General features: G+C 35.9%; 25 protein-coding genes and 1 tRNA gene. 11 read left to right on the top strand and 15 right to left on the bottom strand.

Annotated features, from left to right (window positions below; genetic code table 11):
* Positions 1–28: 28 nt before the first annotated feature.
* The 10 genes from recG to ABXT51_RS01520 form a co-directional block, all read right to left on the bottom strand.
* A complete protein-coding gene (gene recG / locus ABXT51_RS01475) occupies positions 29–2,095 on the bottom strand; it encodes an ATP-dependent DNA helicase RecG (RefSeq protein WP_416695821.1) in 2,067 nt (688 codons plus the stop codon).
* Between the two features lie 4 nt (positions 2,096–2,099).
* Entirely contained in the window at positions 2,100–2,507 is a 408-nt protein-coding gene (locus ABXT51_RS01480; RefSeq protein ID WP_416687485.1) for a RidA family protein, read from the bottom strand.
* Positions 2,508–2,580: 73 nt separating this feature from the next.
* Positions 2,581–3,765, bottom strand: a complete 1,185-nt coding sequence (locus ABXT51_RS01485; protein WP_416695822.1) for an MFS transporter — start codon at positions 3,763–3,765, stop codon at positions 2,581–2,583.
* A gap of 49 nt (positions 3,766–3,814) precedes the next feature.
* Positions 3,815–4,720, bottom strand: a complete 906-nt coding sequence (locus ABXT51_RS01490; RefSeq protein ID WP_416687489.1) for an ABC transporter permease — start codon at positions 4,718–4,720, stop codon at positions 3,815–3,817.
* Between the two features lie 2 nt (positions 4,721–4,722).
* Positions 4,723–6,117, bottom strand: a complete 1,395-nt coding sequence (locus ABXT51_RS01495; RefSeq protein WP_416695823.1) for an ABC transporter permease — start codon at positions 6,115–6,117, stop codon at positions 4,723–4,725.
* A gap of 122 nt (positions 6,118–6,239) precedes the next feature.
* Positions 6,240–7,325: an extracellular solute-binding protein gene (locus ABXT51_RS01500; protein ID WP_416695824.1), complete on the bottom strand. Its 1,086-nt coding sequence runs from the start codon at positions 7,323–7,325 to the stop codon at positions 6,240–6,242.
* A 28-nt stretch (positions 7,326–7,353) separates the two neighbouring features.
* On the bottom strand, positions 7,354–8,442 hold the full coding sequence (locus ABXT51_RS01505; RefSeq protein WP_416652526.1) for an ABC transporter ATP-binding protein: 1,089 nt from the start codon (positions 8,440–8,442) through the stop codon (positions 7,354–7,356).
* A 357-nt stretch (positions 8,443–8,799) separates the two neighbouring features.
* Positions 8,800–10,188 carry a uracil-xanthine permease family protein gene (locus ABXT51_RS01510; RefSeq protein ID WP_416695825.1) on the bottom strand — a complete coding sequence of 463 codons (1,389 nt, stop codon included), beginning with the start codon at positions 10,186–10,188 and terminating at the stop codon, positions 8,800–8,802.
* 204 nt (positions 10,189–10,392) lie between these two features.
* Positions 10,393–10,480: transfer RNA gene (locus tag ABXT51_RS01515), tRNA-Leu, on the bottom strand.
* A gap of 83 nt (positions 10,481–10,563) precedes the next feature.
* Positions 10,564–11,481 (bottom strand): alpha/beta fold hydrolase, encoded by a 918-nt coding sequence (locus tag ABXT51_RS01520; RefSeq protein WP_416695826.1) that lies wholly within the window; start codon positions 11,479–11,481, stop codon positions 10,564–10,566.
* A 172-nt stretch (positions 11,482–11,653) separates the two neighbouring features.
* On the opposite strand from ABXT51_RS01520, the gene ABXT51_RS01525 reads away from it, so the two are divergent.
* From ABXT51_RS01525 to ABXT51_RS01535, 3 genes are read left to right on the top strand one after another with little or no spacing between them, the layout of a single operon-like run.
* The gene (locus ABXT51_RS01525) at positions 11,654–11,857 is read left to right on the top strand and encodes a PP0621 family protein (RefSeq protein WP_271541765.1); all 204 of its coding nucleotides are present in this window, start codon (positions 11,654–11,656) and stop codon (positions 11,855–11,857) included.
* 4 nt (positions 11,858–11,861) lie between these two features.
* Complete coding sequence (locus ABXT51_RS01530) at positions 11,862–12,524, top strand: inner membrane-spanning protein YciB (RefSeq protein WP_271541767.1); 663 nt, start codon at positions 11,862–11,864, stop codon at positions 12,522–12,524.
* Between the two features lie 47 nt (positions 12,525–12,571).
* A complete protein-coding gene (locus tag ABXT51_RS01535; protein WP_416695827.1) occupies positions 12,572–14,383 on the top strand; it encodes a ribonuclease catalytic domain-containing protein in 1,812 nt (603 codons plus the stop codon).
* Here the strand turns inward: ABXT51_RS01535 and ABXT51_RS01540 are convergent.
* Together ABXT51_RS01540 and ABXT51_RS01545 are read right to left on the bottom strand one after the other, a co-directional pair.
* Positions 14,360–15,067 (bottom strand): UDP-2,3-diacylglucosamine diphosphatase, encoded by a 708-nt coding sequence (locus ABXT51_RS01540; protein ID WP_416695828.1) that lies wholly within the window; start codon positions 15,065–15,067, stop codon positions 14,360–14,362. The two genes, ABXT51_RS01535 and ABXT51_RS01540, sit on opposite strands and share 24 nt — an antisense overlap.
* 35 nt (positions 15,068–15,102) lie before the next feature.
* Positions 15,103–15,591 (bottom strand): peptidylprolyl isomerase, encoded by a 489-nt coding sequence (locus ABXT51_RS01545; RefSeq protein WP_416695829.1) that lies wholly within the window; start codon positions 15,589–15,591, stop codon positions 15,103–15,105.
* 118 nt (positions 15,592–15,709) lie between these two features.
* Between ABXT51_RS01545 and rplU the strand changes: the two genes are divergently transcribed.
* From rplU to fabG, 4 genes are all read left to right on the top strand, one after another.
* On the top strand, positions 15,710–16,021 hold the full coding sequence (gene rplU / locus ABXT51_RS01550) for a 50S ribosomal protein L21 (protein ID WP_271541774.1): 312 nt from the start codon (positions 15,710–15,712) through the stop codon (positions 16,019–16,021).
* 10 nt (positions 16,022–16,031) lie between these two features.
* On the top strand, positions 16,032–16,289 hold the full coding sequence (gene rpmA / locus ABXT51_RS01555; protein ID WP_271541775.1) for a 50S ribosomal protein L27: 258 nt from the start codon (positions 16,032–16,034) through the stop codon (positions 16,287–16,289).
* Positions 16,290–16,365: 76 nt separating this feature from the next.
* Positions 16,366–17,301, top strand: a complete 936-nt coding sequence (fabD, locus tag ABXT51_RS01560; protein ID WP_416695830.1) for an ACP S-malonyltransferase — start codon at positions 16,366–16,368, stop codon at positions 17,299–17,301.
* Complete coding sequence (fabG, locus tag ABXT51_RS01565) at positions 17,294–18,034, top strand: 3-oxoacyl-ACP reductase FabG (RefSeq protein ID WP_416695831.1); 741 nt, start codon at positions 17,294–17,296, stop codon at positions 18,032–18,034. Before fabD ends, fabG begins: the two co-directional genes overlap by 8 nt.
* A 33-nt stretch (positions 18,035–18,067) precedes the next feature.
* Here the strand turns inward: fabG and tadA are convergent, their stop codons facing one another.
* Positions 18,068–18,517, bottom strand: coding sequence for a tRNA adenosine(34) deaminase TadA (gene tadA, locus ABXT51_RS01570; RefSeq protein WP_416695832.1), 450 nt, complete (start codon positions 18,515–18,517; stop codon positions 18,068–18,070).
* Positions 18,518–18,547: 30 nt separating this feature from the next.
* Complete coding sequence (locus ABXT51_RS01575) at positions 18,548–19,168, bottom strand: LysE/ArgO family amino acid transporter (RefSeq protein ID WP_416695833.1); 621 nt, start codon at positions 19,166–19,168, stop codon at positions 18,548–18,550.
* 352 nt (positions 19,169–19,520) lie between these two features.
* Between ABXT51_RS01575 and ABXT51_RS01580 the strand changes: the two genes are divergently transcribed.
* The gene (locus ABXT51_RS01580) at positions 19,521–20,495 is read left to right on the top strand and encodes a glycosyltransferase family 9 protein (RefSeq protein WP_416695834.1); all 975 of its coding nucleotides are present in this window, start codon (positions 19,521–19,523) and stop codon (positions 20,493–20,495) included.
* A 70-nt stretch (positions 20,496–20,565) separates the two neighbouring features.
* On the opposite strand, the gene guaA is transcribed toward ABXT51_RS01580, so the two are convergent.
* Positions 20,566–22,140, bottom strand: a complete 1,575-nt coding sequence (guaA, locus tag ABXT51_RS01585; RefSeq protein WP_416695835.1) for a glutamine-hydrolyzing GMP synthase — start codon at positions 22,138–22,140, stop codon at positions 20,566–20,568.
* Positions 22,141–22,185: 45 nt separating this feature from the next.
* Between guaA and lptG the strand changes: the two genes are divergently transcribed.
* The 3 genes from lptG to ABXT51_RS01600 all read left to right on the top strand — a co-directional run bounded on the left by lptG (position 22,186) and on the right by ABXT51_RS01600 (position 24,771).
* Positions 22,186–23,295, top strand: coding sequence for an LPS export ABC transporter permease LptG (lptG, locus tag ABXT51_RS01590; protein WP_416695836.1), 1,110 nt, complete (start codon positions 22,186–22,188; stop codon positions 23,293–23,295).
* 4 nt (positions 23,296–23,299) lie between these two features.
* The gene (locus tag ABXT51_RS01595; RefSeq protein ID WP_416695837.1) at positions 23,300–23,599 is read left to right on the top strand and encodes an ATP-dependent Clp protease adaptor ClpS; all 300 of its coding nucleotides are present in this window, start codon (positions 23,300–23,302) and stop codon (positions 23,597–23,599) included.
* Positions 23,600–23,667: 68 nt separating this feature from the next.
* Positions 23,668–24,771: a TauD/TfdA family dioxygenase gene (locus ABXT51_RS01600; protein WP_416695838.1), complete on the top strand. Its 1,104-nt coding sequence runs from the start codon at positions 23,668–23,670 to the stop codon at positions 24,769–24,771.
* Positions 24,772–24,828: the final 57 nt, after the last annotated feature.

A 24,828-nucleotide genomic window follows, 5' to 3' on the forward strand; every position in this document is an offset into this window, starting at 1 on the left:
CTTTAATTTTAATGAGTTCTAGAAGACATTAGGCATCGAAATAGTGAGTTTTCTCTTCATCAATCCAGCGCGTCATTAGAGCATTTTGACTAGTATGCTCTGCTTCTAGCATTTTTGATGAGTAGTATCCCACCTGCTTGAGTAGGTAAGAATCTCTAACAATATCTGCAATTTTCATTGATGCAATGCCAGTTTGCTGTGTCCCTAAAATTTCACCCGGACCACGCAGTTCTAAATCTTTTTGAGCAATCAAAAATCCATCATTACTCTGACGAAGAATATCAAGTCTTTCTTTGGCTGTTTGACTAAGGGGTGATTGATACAGTAAGACACAAGCACTTTTTTCAGAGCCTCTTCCAACCCGGCCCCTTAATTGATGAAGTTGAGCCAGACCGAGACGCTCTGCATTCTCAACAATCATCAGACTTGCATTAGGGACATTGACCCCAACCTCAATTACAGTTGTAGCAACGAGAAGGTTGGTTTCTCCTTTAGAAAAGTCTGCCATAATAATTTCTTTTTCTGACTTTGTTAAGCGCCCATGAATCATTACAACTTTTAGATCTCTAAGGTTATCTGTGAGATATGTATATGTTTTTTTAGCAGACTCGGCTCGAAGAGCTTCTGACTCTTCAATTAAAGTACACACCCAATAAATTTGACGTCCTTCCTTTGAAATTTGTTTAATTTTGGTAATTAGTTCATCCCTTCGAGCGTTACTTAGTGCAACAGTTTCAATTGTTTGGCGACCTGGAGGTAACTCATCAATAATTGAAGTATCTAAGTCAGCGTAAGCGCTCATCGTTAATGATCTGGGGATTGGCGTAGCGGTCATGACTAATTGATGAGGTGTTAAGATGGCTTTCTTAGAAAGTGATAGTCTCTGATGAACTCCAAACTTGTGCTGCTCATCAATGATCACTAATGCTAAATCCTCAAAGTAAACATTTTCTTGAAATAATGCATGAGTTCCAATAATAACTTTTGCTTTTCCATTTTCTATAAGACTTAAGTTATCTTTTCTTTCTTGAGTATTTTGAGAGCCTGACAGAAAAGCAATTTGAATACCAAGTGGGGTGAGGTAATTACTAAAATTTTGAAGATGCTGTCGCGCTAGAATTTCAGTTGGCGCCATTACGGCAGTTTGGAAATTATTTTCAGCTGCTTGAAGAAGTGCAAACACTGCTACGATTGTTTTTCCAGAACCTACATCACCCTGAAGTAATCTATGCATTGGCTCAGAGGTTGATAGATCCTCATTAATTTGGCTAATGCATCGAGATTGAGCAGAAGTTAGATCAAACTCCAGTGAGCTTAGAAGTTTATTACTCAATGCATTTTTAATAGAAATTTTTTTTGATTCTTTACTTTTTCTTGCTTCTTTAATTTTCAGAAGACTGAGTTGGTGGGCTGCCAGCTCTTCAATAATTAATCTCTGCTGAGAAATGTGAGTAAAGGCTTCAATTTTTGATAAATCTTCATTTTTATTAGGGTGATGAAGCAAGAATAAAGAGTCTTTTAAGCTTGGCATCGTACTTTGTGTTATCTTTTCAAAATAATCATCAATTACGCTCGCTTTTAAGACGTCTAAAGCATTATTTACCCATTGTTTCATTTTATTTTGACTTACTCCAGCGCAAAGAGGATAAACCGGCGTTAAGGTTGACTCAAGGAGTGGCTTTTGATCTTGCGAAATAATTCGATATTCAGGATGGTGCATTTCAAGGCCTTGGCGGCCGATTTTTATTTCACCAAAGCACTGTATAGTCTCACCGCGAATAAGTGCTTGCTTTTGGTACTGCGTAAAATGAAAAAATCGCAAAAGAACTCTTTGGTTTTGATTATCCGATAAGTAACAAAGAAGCTGTCTTTGCCTTGCAGGAATGACTTCAATTCTATCAATCGTTACTTCAATTAGGATTTCGTCTTCAACACTTGCTCTGGAAAGCGACGTTATAGTTGTTTTGTCTTGATAACGACTTGGCAAGTGAAACAGTAAGTGTTCAAGCGTATGAATCCCTAGTTGGTTTAACCTATCTGAAGTCTTCTGTCCTAATCCACTAATCGAAATAATTGGATCAGAGAGTGAAGGCATAAAATTAGAAACTGTAGGAGTTTGAGTCAGTTACCATTACGCCATCCATTTCAACGCTCACACCTTTTGGGAGTTCGTTTACACCAATAGCTGCTCTGGCTGGATATGGCTCTGTAAAGTAGGTAGCCATAATTTCATTTAATGTAGCAAAATTACTTAGGTCTGTTAAGAAAATGTTAAGTTTAACGATATCGCTTAAGCTGCCTTTTGATTCTTGACACATGGCTAATAAATTCTTAAATACTTGGTGAATTTGCTCTTCAATGCCGCCTTCCACTACTTCCATTGTTTCAGGAACCAAAGGAATTTGCCCTGAAAGATAGATCGTAGTTCCGCCTGTAACAGCAACAGCTTGAGAGTATGTTCCTACTGCAGCAGGGGCCTTATTGGTGGAAATAATATGTTTTTTCATGATGATAGATTTAAGTAATAATTATGTTTTATTATATTCTGGATCGTCATTTTTTTGGAGAACTCTTTAATAGTTAATGTGTTGCATCATTAACGTCATATTTGAGACTCCAAATGATTAATCCAGCAAAAATGGATAAAATGAAGGCAAAAAATAATGATGAATTGTAGTTATTATATTGATCAAATAACCAGCCGGCAAGAGAAGGCGACACTAAGCCCGCTGCTCCCCATGCGGTAAAAATTCTTCCATAGGCCCAAGCTGAGTAATCAGGTCCAAATACGTGATTCACTAAGGTTGGATAAATTGCAATTAAGGCGCCATAAAGAGAAGCAATAAGAGTCAAAAATATTAACATTAGATTAATACTTGTAAATGTTGAAAGGCTTAATAGGGCGAGAGAGCTTATAGTCAAAATTACTAAAATAGGGCGCTTGCAACCAAATCGATCTGCAAGCCAGCCAGCATATATACCTGCAATTCCACTTCCAAGAGCCATTAGGGAAATAGCAGTTATTGCAATTTCAGATGACCCTCCTGATGCTTTAATAATTGGCACTGCATGACCTATTGTCATAAGGCCAGCAAAAACTCCAAGGAAAAAGGCCAGCCATAGCTTAATAATTTTTCCTTTAACACTTTGATTTTTGCTAATGGATTTTGTTTTTGCAGTTAAGTCTTTTTTTGCTAATCGAAAAAGAATTAAACTAATAATAATAACAATGGATAGTATTGAAACGCCAATCATGTAGCCAGCTTTAAAGTCAAAATAACTAAAAAGTAGTGGGTAAAGCATCGAGAAAATAACAGCACCAAACGCATAGGATGCTGACACAGCGCCAAGCACCAAGCCGAGCTTTTGGCTTGAGGTTACAGAGGAGGCTGCATACAGTGAAAATCCATATCCTAGGCCACTTGCAAACCCAAAGCAAAAGCCATAGCCAAATATCCATCCAATCCAACTACCTGTATTTGATATAAGGACGCCAATTAAGGGCAATATTGCTATTAAAACGATGATCAATGATGGAGACAGTTTACGATATAGGGTGGATCCAAAAAATACAGCAACTGTTACGCTGATTAACCCAGTTGAATAGATAAGACTTGATGCCATCCTGCCTGCATTGATTTGCAGTTCAATGCCTTCAATTAAAGTACTAAATGCATGAATAGTGCCCATACAAAAAGTAATTAAAAGGCACGAAATGATAACTAAGGATTGTTTATTCTTATCTAAAGGGGCACGTTTTTCCATTAATGAGACTATACATTAAGAATCATCAATAGGATAAAAATTAAAAGCTTTAGTGAGGGGTTATGCCTCGGATCTTTTCAGAGCGACGGCGAAGCCATTCAAGTGTGGAAAGTAATACAATCGAGAAAATCACAAGAAGAGTGGCAGCAGCTAGAATCGTTGGACTTATCTCATTGCGAATTCCAGACCACATCTGTCTTGGAAGCGTGTACTGATCGGGGCCACCAACAAAGAGCACAATAACGACCTCATCAAAAGAGGTAATAAATGCAAATAGTCCGCCTGCTATAACCCCTGGCGCTATTAGTGGCGCTTGAACTTTGAAAAAATTTCTTAGCGGTGTACCGCCTAAACTTGAAGCAGCGCGCAGTAAGTTACTATCAAATCCAGAGAGTGAAGCAGAGACTGTTATGACAACAAATGGTATCCCTAAAATAGTATGGGCAATAATAAGGCCTGGTAAGGTTGCAACAAGGTTGACTTTAGCAAAAAAGAAAAACATTCCAGCAGCAGTAATGATAAGCGGGACAATCATTGGAGAAATCATAAGCGCCATTATTAAACGGTTAAACGGCATATGTCTATTAGACAAACCAAGTGCTGCTAATGTGCCTAAGACACTTGCAAAGAAAGTGGCAAAAATTGCAATAATAGCACTATTTTTAAAGCCAATCATCCATCTGTCTGTGCAGACAGTTGTTCCTGAATTTTCAGAACAAATACCAAACATTTCTTTGTACCAGCGAGTTCCATAGCCATCAAAGTTAAAAGACCAAGTCTCAAAGCTAAAGAATTTCATTTCAGGGCTAAATTGCAAGAAAACAGAATTAGTAAATGATAGTGGGATAACAACAATCAGTGGGGCTACTAAGAAAAACAATACAAGCCCACAAAATATCCTATAAGTATAGTGCCATAGTTTTTCTCGAGGTGTTGTGTATGAAGGAAATTTCATGACTATCCCATTTTTAAGTTATCAAGGCCAATCAGTCTGTCATATGCCCAATATAGAACCAAAACTGCAGCTAGAAGAATTGCTCCCATAGCAGCAGCAAGACCCCAATTTAATGTTCTCTGCATTTCACGCGCAACAAAGTTACCGATCATTATTCCATCTTTACCACCAACCAATTCTGGCGTGATGTAGTAGCCAATGGCAACAATAAATACTAATATGCATCCAGCGCCAATACCTGGAACTGATTGAGGCATATAAACACGAATAAAGGCTCGCGTAGGAGTGGCACCCAGATTTTGAGCTGCCTTCATGTAGCTTGGAGGTATTCCCTTCATGACGCTATAGATTGGCAAAATCATAAATGGCAGAAGTACCTGCGTCATTACAATAATGGTTCCAGTAAAGTTGTACATCATAGGAAGTCGATCTTCATCACTAAAACAAAGATCAATATTGGTAGCACCAAAAAATGGCAGGTTCACCATTCCTTCAAAGCAAGGCAGAATGTACATTAAGGTGTCATTAACAACACCATTTTGCTGAAGCATAATCATCCAAGCAACAATTCTTACTAGGAGCGACGTCCAAAATGGCATCAATACGCATATCATTAATAGATTTGAGGTTTTCATTGGAAGTGTTGCTAGTAAATAAGCAACTGGATAGGCAAGCAGTAAACAGAAAATAGTCACCATCAGGCTTACTTGGAGAGTTCTAATCCAAATTGTGTTATAAATTTTTAAATACTCTGCCTTCTGAATGATATTTTTATTGGCGTCATACTTCAGGTCAACAGCGTTTAGATAATAGCCCATCGTGTAGGGGTCTTTCATTGCCCCTAACGACTGCCAGAATTCAACCTTGGCCCAGCGCTTATCTCTTTTAATCATCTTTTCTTTGTAGGGCGCCTCCCACTTAAAAGGTTTAACTACTTCCTTTGATTTTTTATCAACCTTTAGAGCTTCTTTGACTGTTTTATTTATTAAACTTTTCCAGCCAGAGAACTCATAAGTCATTCGAGTACCAGATCTACCAAGTAAATTCTTACCAATAACATTTCCTTCACCATCTTTAACTTTGATTGTGACTCTAATATCGTTTACAACTGCGGCAAACATTTCTTCACTAGGGAGTTGGGATTTATCTTCCCATAATTCGTACTGAGCAAATGTCTGTGGAAATACATTATTAATTTGGATGTCATCAATACTTCTTGATAGAAGCGAGCCTATAGGCGTTACAAACATTAATAATAAGAATAATAGTGGAGGTAGAATTAACAGAAAAGAGCGAATTTTTGTTCTACGCAAAGATTTGCGTAAGCTTACTTTAAGCGGTACACCATCGTTTGTTAGTAATGGTTCTTGAGAATTTGTTATCGAAGTATCACTCATAAAATATTCATTAAATCTATAACTTGTTTGTTAGTTTTTAAAAAATAAAAACAGGTCGTTATAAAAACCGACCTGTTTTATTAAACGAGGTTAAATAAATAAGCTCGTTTTAGGTTAGCTACTTATTGAGCCATCCAAGCTGCATAGCGATCATTTATTGCTTGACCACTATCTGCCCAGAAATCAGGATTGGCCATAATACCACCTGCCATATGCTCATCAGTATTAGGCATATGCTCCATGATTGCTACACCAGTATTGAACCATGGCTCACCCGCTTGCATAATATCAAGACCAGATGTGCGCATAGGACCATAGTTGATCCATTTAGCTTGATCTGCTTGCGCCTGAGAGCTAGAAGCATGAACTAAGAAGTGCATAGCTGCAGCACGGTTTGGAGCACCTTTAAGAAGAACTAACCATTCCTCTTCAAGTACTTGTCCATCCCATACAGTAACATAGTCAGCGCCGTCATTAAGAACAGCACCACCGATACGGCCGTTATACGCTAGTGACATAGAAACCTCACCAGAATTAACTAGATCAAGTGGCTTAGCACCTGAAGACCAAAATACTACGTGATCTTTGATTGTGTCAAGTTTAGCAAAAGCACGATCTTGTCCTGCTTGAGTGCCTAATACTTCATAGATATCATCAATAGCAACACCGTCAGCATACAATGCCATCTCTGTTATTGCAGAAGCCCAAGTGTGAATACCACGCTTTCCTGGGAATTTTTCTACGTCAAAGAAGTCTTGTATAGTTGATGGTTGATCACCTGAGAAGGTGTCAGCCTTATGGAAAGGAACGTATGACCACCAAATTTGCGGAACTACGCAATCATTTGGAACCGGTACCATCGTATCATCATCCATTGCAACACCAGTAGGTGAAGGCAGGAACATGCTGCGATCTAGCTCTTCGAAAAGACCTTCATCACAACCAATACGAGCATCCGATGCAAGTACGTCAACGATATCCCACTGAACACTTCCAGATTCAACTTGAGCACGAACCTCACCCAAACCACCGTTGTAACTAATCATATTTACATCTCCACTTGAGTAAGTGTCAACGTAAGCTTTTTGTTGTGAAGCTGAATAGCCACCACCCCAAGAAACAAAAGTTACTTCTGCTTGGACTGCACCAGCCAACATCGCTGTTGAAATAGCACCGGCAACCAGAGTTTTTGTTATTACATTTTTCATATATTTCTCCTAAAGTTAAGTCTAAGCTCTAACCATCTAAAGCAAGACAATCTTCCGACATCCAACCAATATCAACTTGTTTACCTTTCTTAAGGTCAACATTATCGATTGAATTAGGAATTTTGACGATAAAATCGTCGTGTCCACACACACTAAAGCGCGTGCGAATATGGTCGCCATGATAGATAAGTTCTTCTACCTTGGCTGAATATGTGTTTGGCGTTTTTCCTTTCTTTGGTGCAACCATGATGCGCTCTGGTCTTAATGATAGTGTCGCGCGATCTCCAACCTTGCCAACATTAACCTTGGTGGCAACAACGATATCTCCAGAGTCTGTTTTTACTGTGGCTGTATTTCCTTTAATGGCTTCAACGGTTCCCATTAGGCGATTATTTTCACCAATGAAGTTTGCAACGAATGAGTTTTCAGGTTTTTCATAAAGATCTTCTGGTGAGGAGCACTGAAGAACAACGCCATCATTAAAAACAGCAATTCGGTTCGACATAGTTAGCGCTTCAGTTTGGTCATGCGTTACGTAGACCACTGTTAATCCAAGGCTTTCGTGAAGGTGCTTAATTTCATACTGCATCTGCTCTCTTAAGTTTTTATCTAGAGCGCCTAAGGGCTCATCCATTAAAACTAAATCAGGGTCAAAAACAAGAGATCTTGCTACAGCAACGCGCTGTTGCTGACCGCCTGATAGTTGCATTGGGCGTCTTTGACCAAATTCACCTAACTGAACCATATCCAGGGCGCGATTAACCTTTGCCTCTCTTTCAGCTTTGCCAAATTTGCGTACTTCAAGAGGAAACGCTAGATTTTCAGCAACCGTCATGTGCGGGAAGAGGGCGTAGTTTTGAAATACCATACCAATACCTCGTTTGTGAGGAGGGACATTGTTAATTGGCTTTCCTTTTAAATAAATTGTGCCATTAGTTGTTGGCTCGAATCCTGCAAGCATCATTAGACAGGTCGTTTTTCCAGAGCCAGATGGCCCTAGCATTGTAACAAACTCACCTGGTGCGACATCTAAATTGAAGTCTTTAACAACAAGTATTTCACCATCATAACTTTTTTGCACATTTTCAAACTTTACTAGCGGTTCTTTATTACTCATAGATAAACACTTTTTTTAAACAAAAATAAACTCCAAAAAGGCGGCTTTTGACCGTCTGTTTTAGTTACTAAATAATTACATTATATTAAACTTTTAGGATTTATTCAAACTGCCTATTGAAGGCTTTTTATAAAGCTTAAATTGAGCTTAATTCAATAAAATTTTATATAACAAAACGAAATATACCATACATAATTAAGTGAGTGTTTCTAATATTGGTACAAATCACATTTTGAATTCTAATAATTTAGTTATATTAAAGTGTCAAAAGAGGTTTAATTAAATGTATTTATAGTTTTGATTACAGCCATAAAAAAAGGGCAGCTTAAGCTGCCCTTTTTTATTAAGAAAACTATACTAGTCTTCTACTTTTTCACCCATAAGAGCAGTCATAATCAGAACAGTTATACCACCAGTGGTGATTGCTGAACTAAAAATACTTCCCATAAGCTTTCCAAATGTACCGCCTATATTATTAGCTAGAGCTCCTGCGAACTGAGGCACTAGCAAAACACCTAGACCCATACCAAAAGATACAGCTAATATAAGCATATTACGACGATTCATATTTACTGTTGAAAGGATCTTGATTCCTGCCACCGCAACAGTTCCAAACATTACGATCGTAGCGCCGCCTAAAACAGAAGCTGGGAGCGCTCTAAGGATTGATCCTACATGAGGGAATAGGCCCATAATAACAAGGATTATTCCAATCCAAACACCTACATGCCTACTTGCAATACCTGTTAACTGAATCACGCCATTGTTTTGGCTAAACGTTGTGTTAGGGAACGTATTAAAAGCAGCTGCAATTGCTGAATTAACGCCATCACCTAGAACACCATTTTTGATTCGAGTTAAGTAACCCTCACCCTTAATTTCTTGTTTTGATATCATGCAATTAGCAGTAATATCGCCAGAAGATTCTATTGTGGTAATTATGTAAATTAGCGCAATAGGTATAAAGGCAATAATATCAAAATCAAAGCCATATTTAAAAGGTATAGGAATACTTATAACCTGCTGAACAGCGAACAATGAGCTGAAACTAATCTTACCCAAAACAGCTGCTACAACAAACCCTATAACTAGTCCAATAACGATCGATGATAAACGTATCCACTGATTGTTAGAGCGATTCAATATAATGATTGAAATCATCACTATGAATCCTAGGGCTATATTAGTTAAAGAACCCCAAAACTGTGGCTTATTATCCAGCAACCATTGCCCGCCACCAAGATCTGTTAAACCAACCTTAATAAGGCTAATACCAATAATAGTAATTACAGTACCCGTTACAATCGGAGTGATTAGTTTTCTAAGTTGCGGTAAAAACTGACTTAAGCCAATCTCTATAAACGCTCCTAAGAAGCACACACCCATTATCATTGCAAGAATTTCATCTGGCCCACCACCTTGAGCTTTCGCAAGAAAACCAGCTGCAAGAACAGAGCTAAGAAACGCAAAACTTGTTCCTTGAACACAGATCATTCCAGCACCAATATTCATTGGTTTTTTTGCTTGAATAATTGTTCCAACACCTGAGACCATAAGCGCCATACTTATAAGGTAAGGTATTTGTTCGCCAAGTCCAAGTGCGCCACCGATGATTAAGGTTGGGGTTATAACGCCTACAAAACTTGCGAGCACGTGTTGGAGTGCTGCAAAGAATTTTTCAGCGGTTGGCGGATTCGCCTCTAGCTCGTAAATTAATTCTGAATCTTGAGTCTCTCCATCGCTCATATTCAATCTCCCTTTATTAATTAAAATTATCTATATTTATCCTACTTTGTGAAGTCATATTGAAGGTATTTTAGTTGCCAACAACAATTCTTAACAATTAGCATATTACCATTAAATAATATTATTTATGGCTAAATTTGACCCATAAAAAAGAATCTTCTGAAGATAAAGCAATTAGGAGAAAGTTTAGTAGAATTGAGAAGATGGTGCCCGGAGCCGGAATCGAACCGGCACGCCCGTTAAAGGCGCAGGATTTTAAGTCCTGTGTGTCTACCAATTTCACCATCCGGGCGAAGAAGGATTAAGAACGGGAAATTATATACTATCGATAATATTTTTTTTATCAATTACTCATTAAGAAAAGCTAAAGAATTATTAAAACCTTTCCTCAAGCCATTTAATAAACTGCTTGGTTGTTTGATCGCGATTAATTTCATTTAAACTTTCATGACGAGTGCTCTCTAAAATCGTGCAGGTGACATCAGAGAGTCCACTGTTTTGAAGTTTTGTTGCTAGTTTTTTCATGTCACTTCCGTTTTGAGTGCATGGATCTTCAGATCCACCAACAATATGAACTGGAAGCTCTTTAGGTAATTTTTGTATGTTTTTTTTATTGCCTGCATAGAAAATACCATCCAGAACCTCTCTCCACATAGATATTGATACTTCAAACCCACAATAAGGGTCGTTGACATATAGGTCCACTTCATTTTCATCCAGAGATAGCCAATCAGATTTAGTTCGGTTCGGTTTAAATTTTGAGTTCCAAGCCTCAAATGAAAGTTTCCAGGCAATTAAGCTTGGAAGGTTTTGATTACGAAAAAAACCTTCTATTGCTAATATTATTCTTGAGGCCTTTGGTAATAGCCCTGTTTCAATTCCACTATTCCAGCATGCAAGAGCATTGACTTGATTTGGATACTTTAATGCAAAGTTTAAATTAATGATTGAGCCAAGAGAGTGTCCGAAGCAAATTACTGGTCTGTTAGGAAGCCTTTCTTTAATTAGATTTATAATTTCATTTTGATCTTCTAATACTTTATTGAGTCCATCAGATTTAGCAAACACTCCTTGAGGGGCATCATCAGCTATAGTTCGTCCATGACCTCTCATGTCATGAGCAAAAACTGAAAAGCCAGCGGCCGTTAACTCCAATGCAAATCGAGAGTACCTCTTAGAGTGCTCAGCCATTCCGTGAGTTATATGGACTACAGCCCTTGCTTCACCTAAAGGTAAAAAGCTATGTAGATTAATTTTTGAGCCAGTTGGGCTTTGATGAATTTCGGTTTGCATAAAATTAATAATTTTATTCTTTAATTACTTACAAATAATATAGTAGCCCATTTAATGAATAAGTATAAATAATAAATATTAATGACACGATTAAACCTTTAATGCAGAAAGATAAATTATTTATGTAAAATTTATCTATTATGAGTTTTAATTTCTTGAGGTTGTTTCTATAATGAGTTATGTATTAGCATTACTTTTGGGTTGGGTTGGATTCTCTCTTATTAAGAAATTCATGAGTCAAGTCCCAGCTAGCTCTTCAAAGAAAAAAACTGGGCAAAAAATGCTTGCATGTTCAGTTTGTGAAACTTACATTCCAGAGCAGGATGCTATTATTAAAAATGGTAAAATTTTTTGCTCTAAAGAGCATTCGGAGTAAATAAATGAAGTTCCTATTTGATTTTGGTCCCATAATCCTTTTCTTTGTTGTGTATAAATTCTTCGGACTTTACGCCGCTATATATGCAATGATTGCGTCAACTTTTGCACAAATGATGTATGCCAGAATAACAACTGGAAAGTTTGTGACCTCACAGGTCCTTACTTTTATTTTGCTGATAGTTTTTGGTGGAATCAGTATTGCATTAAGAGATCCTGCATTCGTTATGTGGAAAGTAAGCGTTCTGTACGTAATATTTGCAGTTGCACTTATCGCTAGCAACTGGATTGGAAGTAAGACGCTGCTCGAAAGAATGATGGGTAAAGAGCTTGATCTTCCAAGAGCTATTTGGACTCGCTTAACCTGGTTTTGGGGATTTGGTTTTGTAGGCATTGCTGTTATTAATGCTTATTTTGTAAATACTGCGCTTACGTCTAGGCAACAATTTTTAGACAGCGGAATGCTAGTCGACCCAAAGATAGATCTGAGTAATTTTGACTGCGCTCAAACGCCTCTAGAAAATCTGTGCTTATCTGCGCAAAGAACTGAAGAAGCCTGGGTAAACTTTAAATTATTTGGAACTCTAGGTCTTACTTTGATCTTAATAGTTATTACTGTTTTATCAATTAGCAAGCATATCAAAGAAAAGCAGGTAGAGCCCAAATAGAAACTCTATTGTCTTCAGTAATCAAATTCTTTACATTGGAGTAATTCTTGTCAATAATTGGCGCACTCGTTGCATACAAAGGTAAGCCAGCAAAGGTTGTCGCCGCAACTACCCATAAGTATGAAGTCAGTTTTTCTGATGGATCTTCACAAAAAGTGAGAGAAAAAGATTTTCGTTATATACATCCTGAGTTCTCAAATGTAACGGACCAATGCAGTAATGCAGATATAAGTATCCTCAATGATCTTCAAGAAGAATCACTATCACTTCAAGAAATAACTGAGTGGATTTTTGATGACTTTACTAGCCAAAATGCTTGGTGCGCTTACTTAATGTCTGAAGACGGTTTATACTTCTATTGGTCTAAAGATGCTTTAATGCTACGCCCAATAGAGCAAGTCAAAATAATTCAAACACAAAGAAATGAAAAAGCTTTGGCAGCGGAAAGCCTTGAAAGGTGTGTAGCCAACTTAAATAACAATGTATTTGATAATGATGACATTGTTTGGATCAATGAAATAGAGCAGGTTGCCCTAAATCAATCAAAGCATAGCAAAGCAATGAGCGCTTTATCTATTGAAAATACTCCAGAAAATGCTCACGAGTTTCTTGTCAAGCTTAAGTACTGGTCTGAGTTTACGAATCCCTACCCACAAAGACATAAAGTTTATTTAGATGAGGAAGTGCAAGTTGAATCAAAAAAACTTCCAAGAAAAGACCTAACTCACTTAACCTGTCTTGCCATCGACAATAGTGATTCTAGTGATGCAGATGACGCTATTAGCATTGATGGGGATATGCTTTGGATTCATATTGCAGATGTTGCAAGTTATGTAGAGACTGATAGCGAGCTTGATATTTTTGCCCAAAAAAGAGCCTCAAATTTATATCTTCCTGATCAAATTCTTCATATGCTGCCACCAGAGCTATCTTCTTTTTGCTCTTTGGGCAGCAGTGAGATCTCAGATGCTATCTCCATTGGCTTAAGACTTGATAGCTCTGAAATAAGTGATATCGAGATACACTTGAGTGAAATAAAAGTTACAAATATGAGTTATGAGGATGCCGATAAAGTGATTAATGAAAATGAAATTTTGTCCAAATTAAATAATATTGCAATTTCTCATAAGATATTTAGGAATGCTAATGGCGCAATCAAATTAAACCTCCCAAGTGTTGATGTTAAGATTAAAGGTGATAATGTTAGTGTCGTGCCTCAAGTGGATAGTGCTAGTAGAGAATTAGTTGCTGAGATGATGGTGATTGCTGGGCGCACAATTGCGCAGTTTGCAATTGAAAACAACATTTCAATGCCATACCTTACTCAAGAGACTGGTAATTTCAGCAGTGACATTATTGACAATATACAAAACTTAACTATTGCACAAGCTTTTGGGGCGACCAAAGGATTCAAGAGATCAAAGATTTCAGTAAAGCCTTCTATGCATTTAGGTTTAGGGCTTTTAGCATATGTGAGGGTGACAAGTCCAATGAGGCGCTATCTTGATTTATTGGTTCAGCAGCAATTAATTAGGTTTATAAGTAAATTACCGATTTTGGATGACAGCATTGTTAAAGAGAGAATTAAAGCAGTCAACACTTCATTACCCAAAGTAAATAAAGCAATTCGTCAAAGTATTGAGCACTTTAAGTGTTTATACCTGAAGCAAAATAATACTTGGGAAGGGGAGGGCGTTGTTGTTGAAGTAAATGGCGAGAAGGCTTTAGTCAACATTCCATCTCTTGCGATGATGACTCAGATCAAATTCAAATCAAACGTTACTATTGAAGATAAAGTGAAGTTAAAGGTCAGCTCAATTAATCTTTTTGAGCGCTCAGTTAATTTCAAGCCACTCTAGGCTTTCACTTAATTTAATTGCGTTACCTTTATTTTGAGACCAGTCCCCCAAGACATAGCGCATGTAATTTTTCATAGTATGAGTATTTTGACGATGTGTATGTCCATGAATTAAATCATGGTCTGGATATTCTGACATTAAAAGATCTGTTGCTTGCTGATTTACATCCATAATCTTTGAGGATTTATAGCTTTGAGCTTCAACACTTTTTTTGCGGAGCTGACCCGTTAACTTAAGGCGAATATTTTTTGGTAAATGCAGAAAAATATACTGAATCAGAGGGTTTCTGAGAACCTTCTTTAACTTTTGATAGTTAATATCATCAGTGCAAAGACTATCTCCATGGATAAGAAGGAACTTCTTTGTATTGTGCTCAAGCTCGTAAGGCTCATTGATTAATTTACAACCTGTTGCAGCTTCAAAATTGTGTGAGAGCAGAAAATCACGATTGCCAACCATTACAAATACTTTTGTTTGTTGCGTTAATTTTTTTAGCGTGGAAATAATAGCTTTGTGGCTTGCAACTGAGACGTCATCGCCTAGCCAAGTGTTAAACAAGTCTCCTAAAATAAATAGCTGATCTGCTTTGGACGCATGAGTCTCACAAAAGGTATTAAAAAAATTAACTTTATCACTCTCAACGTTTGTAAGGTGAAGATCAGCGATGATTAATGAAGTTAACATATCTTTATGACCAAAATTAATCTGGCCCTATAAAATTAATCTTTAATAGAGGCTTTGATAATCATTACAGCCTCACCAGGGACGTCGGAATGACCGCCTAGATTTATTGTTTCAACTTTTTCAATTTTATCAACAACATCTTTGCCTGCAACAACTTCACCGAAAACGCAATAGCCCCATCCATCTTGGCCTGGAAAATCTAAAAATTGATTGTCATTAACATTAATAAAAAACTGCGAACTGGCTGAATGTGGCGCGGCAGTTCTTGCCATAGCAAGACTATACTTAACGTTCTTTAGGCCATTTTTAGCTTCGTTTTCAATATTAGCTTTCGTGGGTTTTTGCTGCATGTCTTCAGTCATGCCTCCGCCTTGCACCATGAAGCCAGGAATAACTCTATGGAAGATGGTTCCATCAAAAAAACCGTCTTCTGCATAATCAGTGAAATTCTTAGCTGAAATTGGCGCTTTATCCGCGTCAACATTGATATGAATTTCACCCATGTTCGTCTCTAAAATAATCATGTTTTGTCTCTGTTGATTTAAAACAGAGAATTATAACTTATTTCGTTAACAGTGCTTTCATTAAGAGCAACGTTCAAGTATAATTCCTTCCTTTTTAGCAATCAGATTAGGATTTGTTATGTACGCAGTTATTAAAACAGGTGGAAAACAATACAGAGTTACAGAAGGTGAGACTCTAAAAATTGAGAAGCTTGAAATAGAGCCTGGAAAGAAAGTAACCTTTGATGAGGTTTTGATGGTCGCTGATGGCGATAAAGTACAAGTTGGCTCTCCACATGTTGCTAAAGCAAGCGTTGAAGCTAAAGTAATCTCTCAAGGCAAAGGTAAAAAAGTACACATTTTAAAATTCAGACGTCGTAAGCACTCTATGAAGCAACAAGGGCATCGACAGCTGTTTACTGAAATTCAAATTGATAAAATTAAGGCATAAGAGGTAATCTATGGCACATAAAAAAGCAGGCGGTAGTACTAATAACGGAAGAGATTCCGAATCTAAAAGACTTGGAGTCAAGCGTTTTGGCGGCCAAGTGGTGTTAGCTGGAAATATTCTAGTCCGTCAAAGAGGGACTAAATTTCATCCAGGCACTAACGTTAAAAAAGGTAAAGACGATACTTTGTTTGCAGTTGCTGACGGAAAAGTGCAGTTTGAAAAGAAAGGTAAATTTAATCGTCAATACGTTTCAATCCAGACAGCTTAGTATTTACTGTTACTTATTTTAAAAAGCGCCTTCTGGCGCTTTTTTATTATTAATCTCATTTATAATTAGTATTTATATGAAATATTCAATCGTTTTTCCAGGACAAGGCTCTCAATCTCTAGGCATGCTGTCTGATCTTCGAAGTAATTTCTCAGTTGTCAATGAGATTTTTCAAGAGGCAAGTGATGCAATTAATGTAGATCTATGGAAGATCGTTAATGAGGATCAAGATCTACTAAACCTTACTGAGAATACTCAGCCAGTAATGCTCGCAGCAGGCTATGCAACATATAGAGTTTTAGCAAGTGAAGTTAATTTAACGCCTATCTCGATTGCTGGGCACAGCCTAGGTGAATATACGGCGCTTGTGGCTTCTGAGTCTTTAAGTTTTTTTGATGCGGTTCAATTAGTGAGAAAAAGGGCTGAACTCATGCAAGCGGCAGTGCCAAGCGGCTCAGGTTCTATGGCCGCTATACTCGGACTTGATGATACAAGAGTGATTGAGATATGCCTTAAAGCGAGCGATAAAGGGGTTGTTGAAGCTGTGAATTTCAATTCACCAGGACAAGTTGTCATTGCTGGAGAAAAAGACGCATTAGCCCATGCATGTGAGTTAATGAAAGAGGCTGGTGCAAAAAGGGCATTGGTTCTCCCGGTAAGCGTTCCATCTCACTGCTCACTTATGAAAGATGCCGCAATGGAATATAAGTATTCGGTTGATAATATTAATTTTCAAATTGGAGATAAAAAAGTTCTTCATAATGTTGATGCGGATTATTCAAGTAATATTGACGAGATAAAATCAAAATTAGTTGAACAGCTTCATAAGCCAGTGCTATGGACATCAACAGTTCAAAAAATGAAAAATTCAGGCGTAGAAAAATTGATTGAGGCTGGCCCTGGAAAAGTATTAGTTGGACTAACAAGGCGTATTGATAAGTCTCTTAGCGGTTCGGCTATAATAGATGTGACTACATTAAAATCTACTATTGAGGAAGTATCAAATGCTTAACAAAAAATTAGTCCTTGTAACCGGAGCGAGTAGGGGTATCGGAAGGGCAATTGCTTTAACATTAGGCAATGCTGGGGCAACCGTTATAGGAACTGCAACAAGTGATGAGGGGGCTGCAAATATTTCTAAAACATTTACTGAAAACAACATTCTTGGTAAAGGTATGAAACTTAATGTTACTGATAATGATCAAATTTCTGCTCTTATAAATAGCATCACTGAAGATTACGGCTCTGTAGATATACTTATTAATAATGCCGGTATCACTCGTGATAATATCCTTGTTCGAATGAAAGAGGATGAGTGGGATGATATTATTAATACTAATCTTTCATCTGTTTATAAGATGTCAAAGTCTGTACTGCGAGGTATGATTAAAAAAAGATCTGGGCGAATTATCTCTATTACTTCAGTTGTAGGCTCTATGGGTAATGCTGGACAGTCAAATTATGCTGCCGCTAAGGCTGGAATTATGGGGTTTACTAAGTCATTGGCGCGCGAAGTTGGAGTTCGAGGAATTACAGTGAATGCAATTGCTCCAGGTTTTATAAAGACTGATATGACTGATGCTCTCCCTGACGAGCAAAAAGAGGCTTTAGCATCTCAAATTCCTTTGACTCGACTGGGTACGGTTGATGAAATCGCTCAATCTGTATTGTTCCTTGCCGGTGAAAGCGGCTCCTATATTACCGCTCAGACTTTACATGTTAATGGTGGGATGTACGCGCCATAAGGTCAGTCATTAAATATATTTTAAGTTATAAATTTATCGACGTGAGTTAAAAAAATTCTTAAGTAGCTGCTTGCTTTCATTCTCTAGCACTCCACTAGCTATATCAATTTTATGATTAAAACAGCTTGCTTCCATAAAGTTTTCTGATGAACCACAAACACCTGTTTTTGGATCATGAGCACCAAAGACAACACGCTTAATCCTTGCATGCATTATAGCTCCCAGACACATAGCACATGGCTCCAGAGTAACGTAGAGTGTAGTTCCAGGTAGGCGATAATTTTTTAGCTCTTCACCTGCAGCCCTTAATAAGTGGATTTCAGCGTGAGCTGTTGGGTCATTTGTAGATATAGGTTTATTGTGAGCTCTTGCTATAATAAGATCATCTTTAACTAAGATAGCTCCTACCGGAACTTCACCTTCCTTTTCAGCTTTTCCAGCCTGTTCGAGTGCAAAACTCATCCACTTTTCATCTTCAATCATAAGCTGTTTTTAACAAAGAGTTTAATTCCATTAAAGCCAGTTTCCTGCTGAGGCTAATTTAAATGCAATAGTAAACATAATAAATGCTATTAAACTATCAAGGATTTTCCATGAAAAAGGGCGTAGCATTATTGGTGTTAATAACCTTGCTCCATAAGCAAGGCTAAAGAAAAAAACAAAACTGGCTAATACGGCACCCAATGCAAATGTAATTTTGTGAAATCCTGAAAATTGTTGAGATATTGACCCAATAAGGATCATGGTGTCAAGATATACATGTGGGTTTAAAAAAGTTAAAACTGTAGCAACTGATATAGTTGGGAAAAGACCTTTTAAAGTTGACGCTTCAATTTCAATAGTTTTATTAGATTTAAGTGCAGACTTTAATCTTAACAATCCATATCCAGTTAGCCAAACAGAAGACAAGCCAAAGAGAATATTTAAATTTTGGCTAATGAAATTATTTAAAAAAAATGATATACCTGCAACGCCAATGCAAATTAGTAGAGCATCAGAAAGTGCACAAAATAAAGCTACATAAAAGACATGTTGGCCAAGAATACCTTGTCTTAGGACAAAAGTGTTTTGAGCCCCAATTGCAACTATTAGAGAGATTCCAAGAAAAAAACCTGTAAAAAAAGATGATATCAATTTAAGGTTTTATTTTTAGCACTTTTTGAAGAGAATCCATAATTTCCTTATAAAGTTTGTAAATAATTATAGATGAATAACTAATTAAATTATTAGGCTTTCGTCTAATTTATTAATAGAAAAAAAAGTTAACTTTTATAATAACAAAATTTTATAATATCCCTTTCAAGTTATAGGAATTATTGATATAAGCTTATAAGTTTTTTTATTTATGATAAAAAGCTTTAAATAATAATATTAGTCAATTATTATGAATTTTAGTAACTATATAAAGATAAATTTTTTAAAAATTATCAGTCGTCATAAAGTTCGTCCTTTAATATTAAGTACCGCTCCAAAATTTTTGATTCTAATGAATCAGAAAATTGGAGATATGATTGTTTGTAGTCCAATATTAAGAGAAATAAAATCAGCATACCCCTATGCTGATATACATGTAATGGCTAGTGAAGTAAATAAGGAGCTTGCTTTATCAAACCCTTATGTTGATAAAGTTCATGTATATAAAAATCAATGGCAAAAGTTACTACCTATTCTTTTTAGTCTTCGAAAATTAAACTTTGATGTAGCTGTTGAACTTGAATACAAGGTAATATCTAGAATCATAATTTTATTAAAGATTGTAAATCCTAATTGCATTCTTTCAGTTAGTAAAAGCGAAGGAAGGTATGGAATGAGTCCACAAGAAATAATGCCATATGATTATTATACAAATTCAAGCCTCATTCATCAAAGAGATACGTGTTTAGATATTCTTAGATTGTTAAATATTGATTATAAAAATAAGTCTTATGATGTTTTTTATCCTGAAAAAAATAAACTTGATGCCTTGTCATTCCTTTCATTATTTGAATCATCAAAAATTATTATTGGCCTAAATATAGAGGGTTCAAATGATGAAAAAAAAATCTCAAATGAAGATGTAAAAAAGATTATTTTAGGACTCCATGCTATCAATAATAATATTATTATTATTCTTTTACATAAGCCAGGTGACAAAGATTGGATAAGTAAATTAATTCCTAATGAGGCTTCTTTATATGCATTCCCAAGTTATCCAACTGAATCTATACTTGATTTAGCTGCAATTATTGATAGTCTAGATCTTATTATTTCGCCTGATACATCAATAGTTCATATGGCATGTGCATTTAATAAACCATTAGTTGCAATATATAGAAATCATATGACACTCTTTAAAATATGGCACCCAATTTCAGATTTTAACTATGTGGTTTTTTCAGATTATGAAGATAGTTTGAAATCCATTGAAGTAGATAGTATTGTAAATAAGACTTCTAAATTAATGCAAAATATTACAAAATAAAAATCTAGTAAAAAAAGTTGGTATCAATTAACTTGTATTTAATTAAATTGATTTTTATATAATTTTTGAGCTACTCCCACTCAATAGTCGCAGGTGGTTTGCCTGAAATATCATATACCACCCTAGAGACTCGCGAAATTTCATTCATTATACGATTTGAAACATGATCTAAAAAATCATATGGAAGTCTTGCCCAGCGTGCAGTCATAAAATCGACCGTCTCAACTGCTCTTAGAGCTATTACATAGTCATATCGTCTTTCATCACCAGTAACTCCAACCGATTTAACTGGAAGAAAAACTGCAAAGGCTTGATCAACTTCATTATATAAATCAAAATTATTTAGCTCCTCCATGAATATATTGTCAGCGAGCCTAAGTATTTCTGCAAATTCTTCCTTTACTGGGCCCAAAATTCTGACTCCAAGCCCTGGTCCTGGGAAAGGATGTCGGTCCAGCATTTTTTTTGGAAGTCCAAGTTTTACACCAATAGTCCTTACTTCATCTTTAAAAAGCTCTTTAAGTGGCTCTACCAATTCGAACTGAAGATCATCTGGTAACCCACCAACATTATGGTGAGATTTAATAACCTTTGCTTTTCCTGAGGCTGCACCAGCTGACTCTATAACATCTGGATAAATAGTTCCTTGAGCTAGAAATTTAATATTTTTCAATTTTTGAGATTCTTGGTTAAATATTGCAATAAATGCTCTACCTATAATTTTTCTTTTCTGTTCGGGATCACTCTCATTTGAAAGTTGATCATAAAAGTATTTTTGAGCGTTAGCTCTAATGACTTTGACACCCAGATTTTGAGCAAACGTATGCATTACCTCATCTCCCTCATTATGTCTTAATAATCCATTATCTACAAAAACACATGTTAATTGATCACCTATTGCCTTCTGCAGAAGGATTGCAGAGACTGATGAATCAACTCCACCTGAGAGCCCTAAAAGAACTTTATTGCTGCCAACCTGAGATCTTATTTTTGTTAATAGATCATTAATAATATTTTCTGTTATCCATTTTTTTTCGCACTGACATATAGTTGTAACAAATCGATCTAATATTTGAGTTCCTTGTTTTGTATGAGTAACTTCTGGATGAAATTGCAGTCCAAAATAATTCTTTGAGTTATTTGCAAATCCAGCAATAGGACAATTCTCAGTTGATGCAATTAACTCAAAATTTTCTGGCAATTTCGTAACTTCAATACCATGGCTCATCCAAACATTTAAAAGGCCATGACCTTCAGAGTTAATTTCATCACTAATATCAGATAAGAGTTTTGACTGATTTCTAGCACGAATTTGCGCAAAACCAAATTCTGCTTTAGCAGCACTTTTTGCCTCCCCACCAAGCTGTATAGCCATAGTTTGCATGCCATAACATATTCCCAAGATTGGTATGTTTAAGTCAAATACAATTTTTGGAGCTCTTGCTGAATCAATCTTGCTAACTGAATCAGGACCACCTGAAAGAATAATGCCATTAGGATTAAAATTTTCAATAAAATGAGGTCTGACATCATATGGAACTAATTCACAATAAATACCAATTTCTCTGATACGTCTTGCAATTAATTGAGTATATTGCGAGCCAAAATCAAGTATTAAGATTTTATGTTGGTGAATGTGTGACATAGGAGATGTATTTTTAAAAATTAACAATCAATTACTTGCATTTTAATGAAAATAAGAGATCGCTACATTGCTAAAACACTTTTTACTTACACATTAGTTGTACTTCTAGTTTGGCTTAGTATTTATAGTTTTTTTAACTTTTTAGCTGAGTTAAAAAGTGTTGGTCAACAGAACTATACAATTCTAGCAGCATTTAAATATGTAGCCTTTCAAATGCCTGAAGTTGCATACAACCAAGCATCCCCAGTAATATTATTAGGGTGTATTTTGGGTATGGGTCACTTAGCAACAACTGGTCAGCTACTTATTTTTCGAGTTTCTGGAGCTTCAATATTAAAAATTACAGTAATAACTCTAAAAAACGCACTTATTTTTATCTTTATTATCATTACTATTGGCGAATTTTTAGCACCAATTTCAAGTAATTTTTCTGAAAATGAAAGGACTAGGGCTTTAGGCAATAATTCAGTATCTATTGGCCAAGAGGGTTTTTGGATTAGGGATGGCGATAACTTTATTAATGTTAAAAAAAATATTAATGGTAACTTATTTACGGAAGTTACTATTATTGAAGTTAGCTCATCAAATAAAATTGAAAGAGTTATTAAATCAGATAACGCTGTTTTTGATGGAAGCTCGTTAGATATGAAGTGCCCAACAAATATTGAGGAATGTCGTAGTAGTAAAATTTTTTCTGTCGATGACTCAAATACTTTTGATAAGATTTCTTTAAAAGAACGTAATTCTTACAATAAAAAAGTATCATTTGATCAAGATTTAATTGATAGTATTAAAAAAGAGCCTAAAGACCTCACTACTTGGACTCTTGTTAAGCAGATTAAATTTTTATCTGATAATAAATTAAGATCTGGAGTTTTTGAAGTTGAGCTATACAAGCGTCTTATTAAACCAGTAACCCTTATTGCTATGATTTTATTAGCTATGCTATTTATTTTTGGATCTACAAGAGATGTTAGTCTTGGAAGAAAAATATTTTTTGGAGCCGCACTTGGCTTGTTATTTGAAATGTTATCTAGAATTTCTAGTGCAATGGCGTTGAGCTTTGACTTTAATACTCTTTTAGGTGCTATGTTGCCCTCTGCATTAGTAATGATTATTTCAATAATTTTATTATTAAAAAAATCTTTTAGCTAATCAAATGAGCCAGGCTAATTTAAAAACTGTAAAACAGAAACTGAAAATTCCAAATCGTTTTGACGTTATTTTACTAAATGATGATTACACCTCAATGGAGTTTGTCATAGATGTGTTGAGGAAATTTTTTCATAAAGAGTTCCAAGCTGCTGAAGCAATTATGCTTAAAATTCATCTAGATGGAGAAGCAGTATGTGGATCATATTCTTACGATGTTGCTCAAACAAAAGTTAAACAAGTGATCGGCTATTCTAGAGAAAATGATCAGCCACTGATGGCTGTATTGAGGGAGTTAAGTATATAATTTTTTAATTTAATACCAATTGAGATGATAAAATTTTAATATTGTATAAATTTAAATAAGGAAGAGAAATGTTAATTAAATCTATTGAATCATTAGATAAAGGTTTAAATGTTTTTTGGAGTGATGATTCCTTGAGTTGCTATCCTTGGTTTTGGCTCAGAGACCATAGTGAAAGCAAAGAAGATTTGCATCCAGATACTAAGCAGCGTCAGATTGATTCATTTAGTCACCCTCTTAATAATAATGTTATTAAAGCCTGGATTGATGAAGCCTTGGAAAGTGTCTGTGTTAAATGGGATGATCAATCACAAAGCTGCCTTTCTTTTGAATTACTTCAAACTATGTCAGTGCCAAGTTTCCCTCAGTCATATGGATTGAATTCGACCAATGTATGGAACTCTTCAAATGAAATTAAAAATTTCCCTGAAATAACCTATCAGGAGTTTGTGAGTGTTGGGGGGATAAAAACCTGGCTAAATCATATTCAAAGAGTTGGCTTTGCGTTAGTAACAGAGACTCCTGAAGCTCCAGAGATAACAAAAGATCTTATGGAGAAAATGGCCTATATCAGAAACTCTATTTTTGGAGGTTTTTCTGTTTGGGATAATAAGCTTGAAAATCCAGATGATACTGCTTTTACATCACTAGCTATTGAGCCACATACAGATGGAACATATTTACATGACGCACCAGGACTTCAGACATTGCACTGCATAAAGAGAGATTCTATTGGTGGTGAAAATCAATTAATTGATGGCCTTGCAATTGCAGAAAAGATGAGAGTTGAGCATCTAGATGCATTTAATATTTTATGCAATGTTAATATTCCTGGACGCTATATCAAGCCAGATACTTATTTAGAGGCACATCGACCTTTATTTCGGGTTAATGATAATGGTGATGTTATTCAAGTAAGCTTTAATAATCATGACCGCGCACCTTTTAGGCTGGAAAGTGATTTAATGGTTAAGTTTTATGATGCTTATAAAATATTTCATAATCTAGCAAATGACTCAAGTCGTCAATTTGAATTTATGTTGGATCCTGGAAAGGTTTTAACTTTTGATAATTGGCGACTTCTTCATGCGCGTTCATCTTTAACAGGTTATCGTCAGCTTTGTGGTGGTTATCATAACAGGGAAGATTTTGAAAGCAAATTGAGATCTATCTAACTATTTATTTAAGATTAATTTGAATTTTATTTTGATTAAAATTGCCTATAGTGATGT

Source organism: Candidatus Pseudothioglobus sp. Uisw_050_01 (assembly GCF_048085775.1).
In the GTDB taxonomy this organism is placed as follows: domain Bacteria; phylum Pseudomonadota; class Gammaproteobacteria; order PS1; family Pseudothioglobaceae; genus Pseudothioglobus.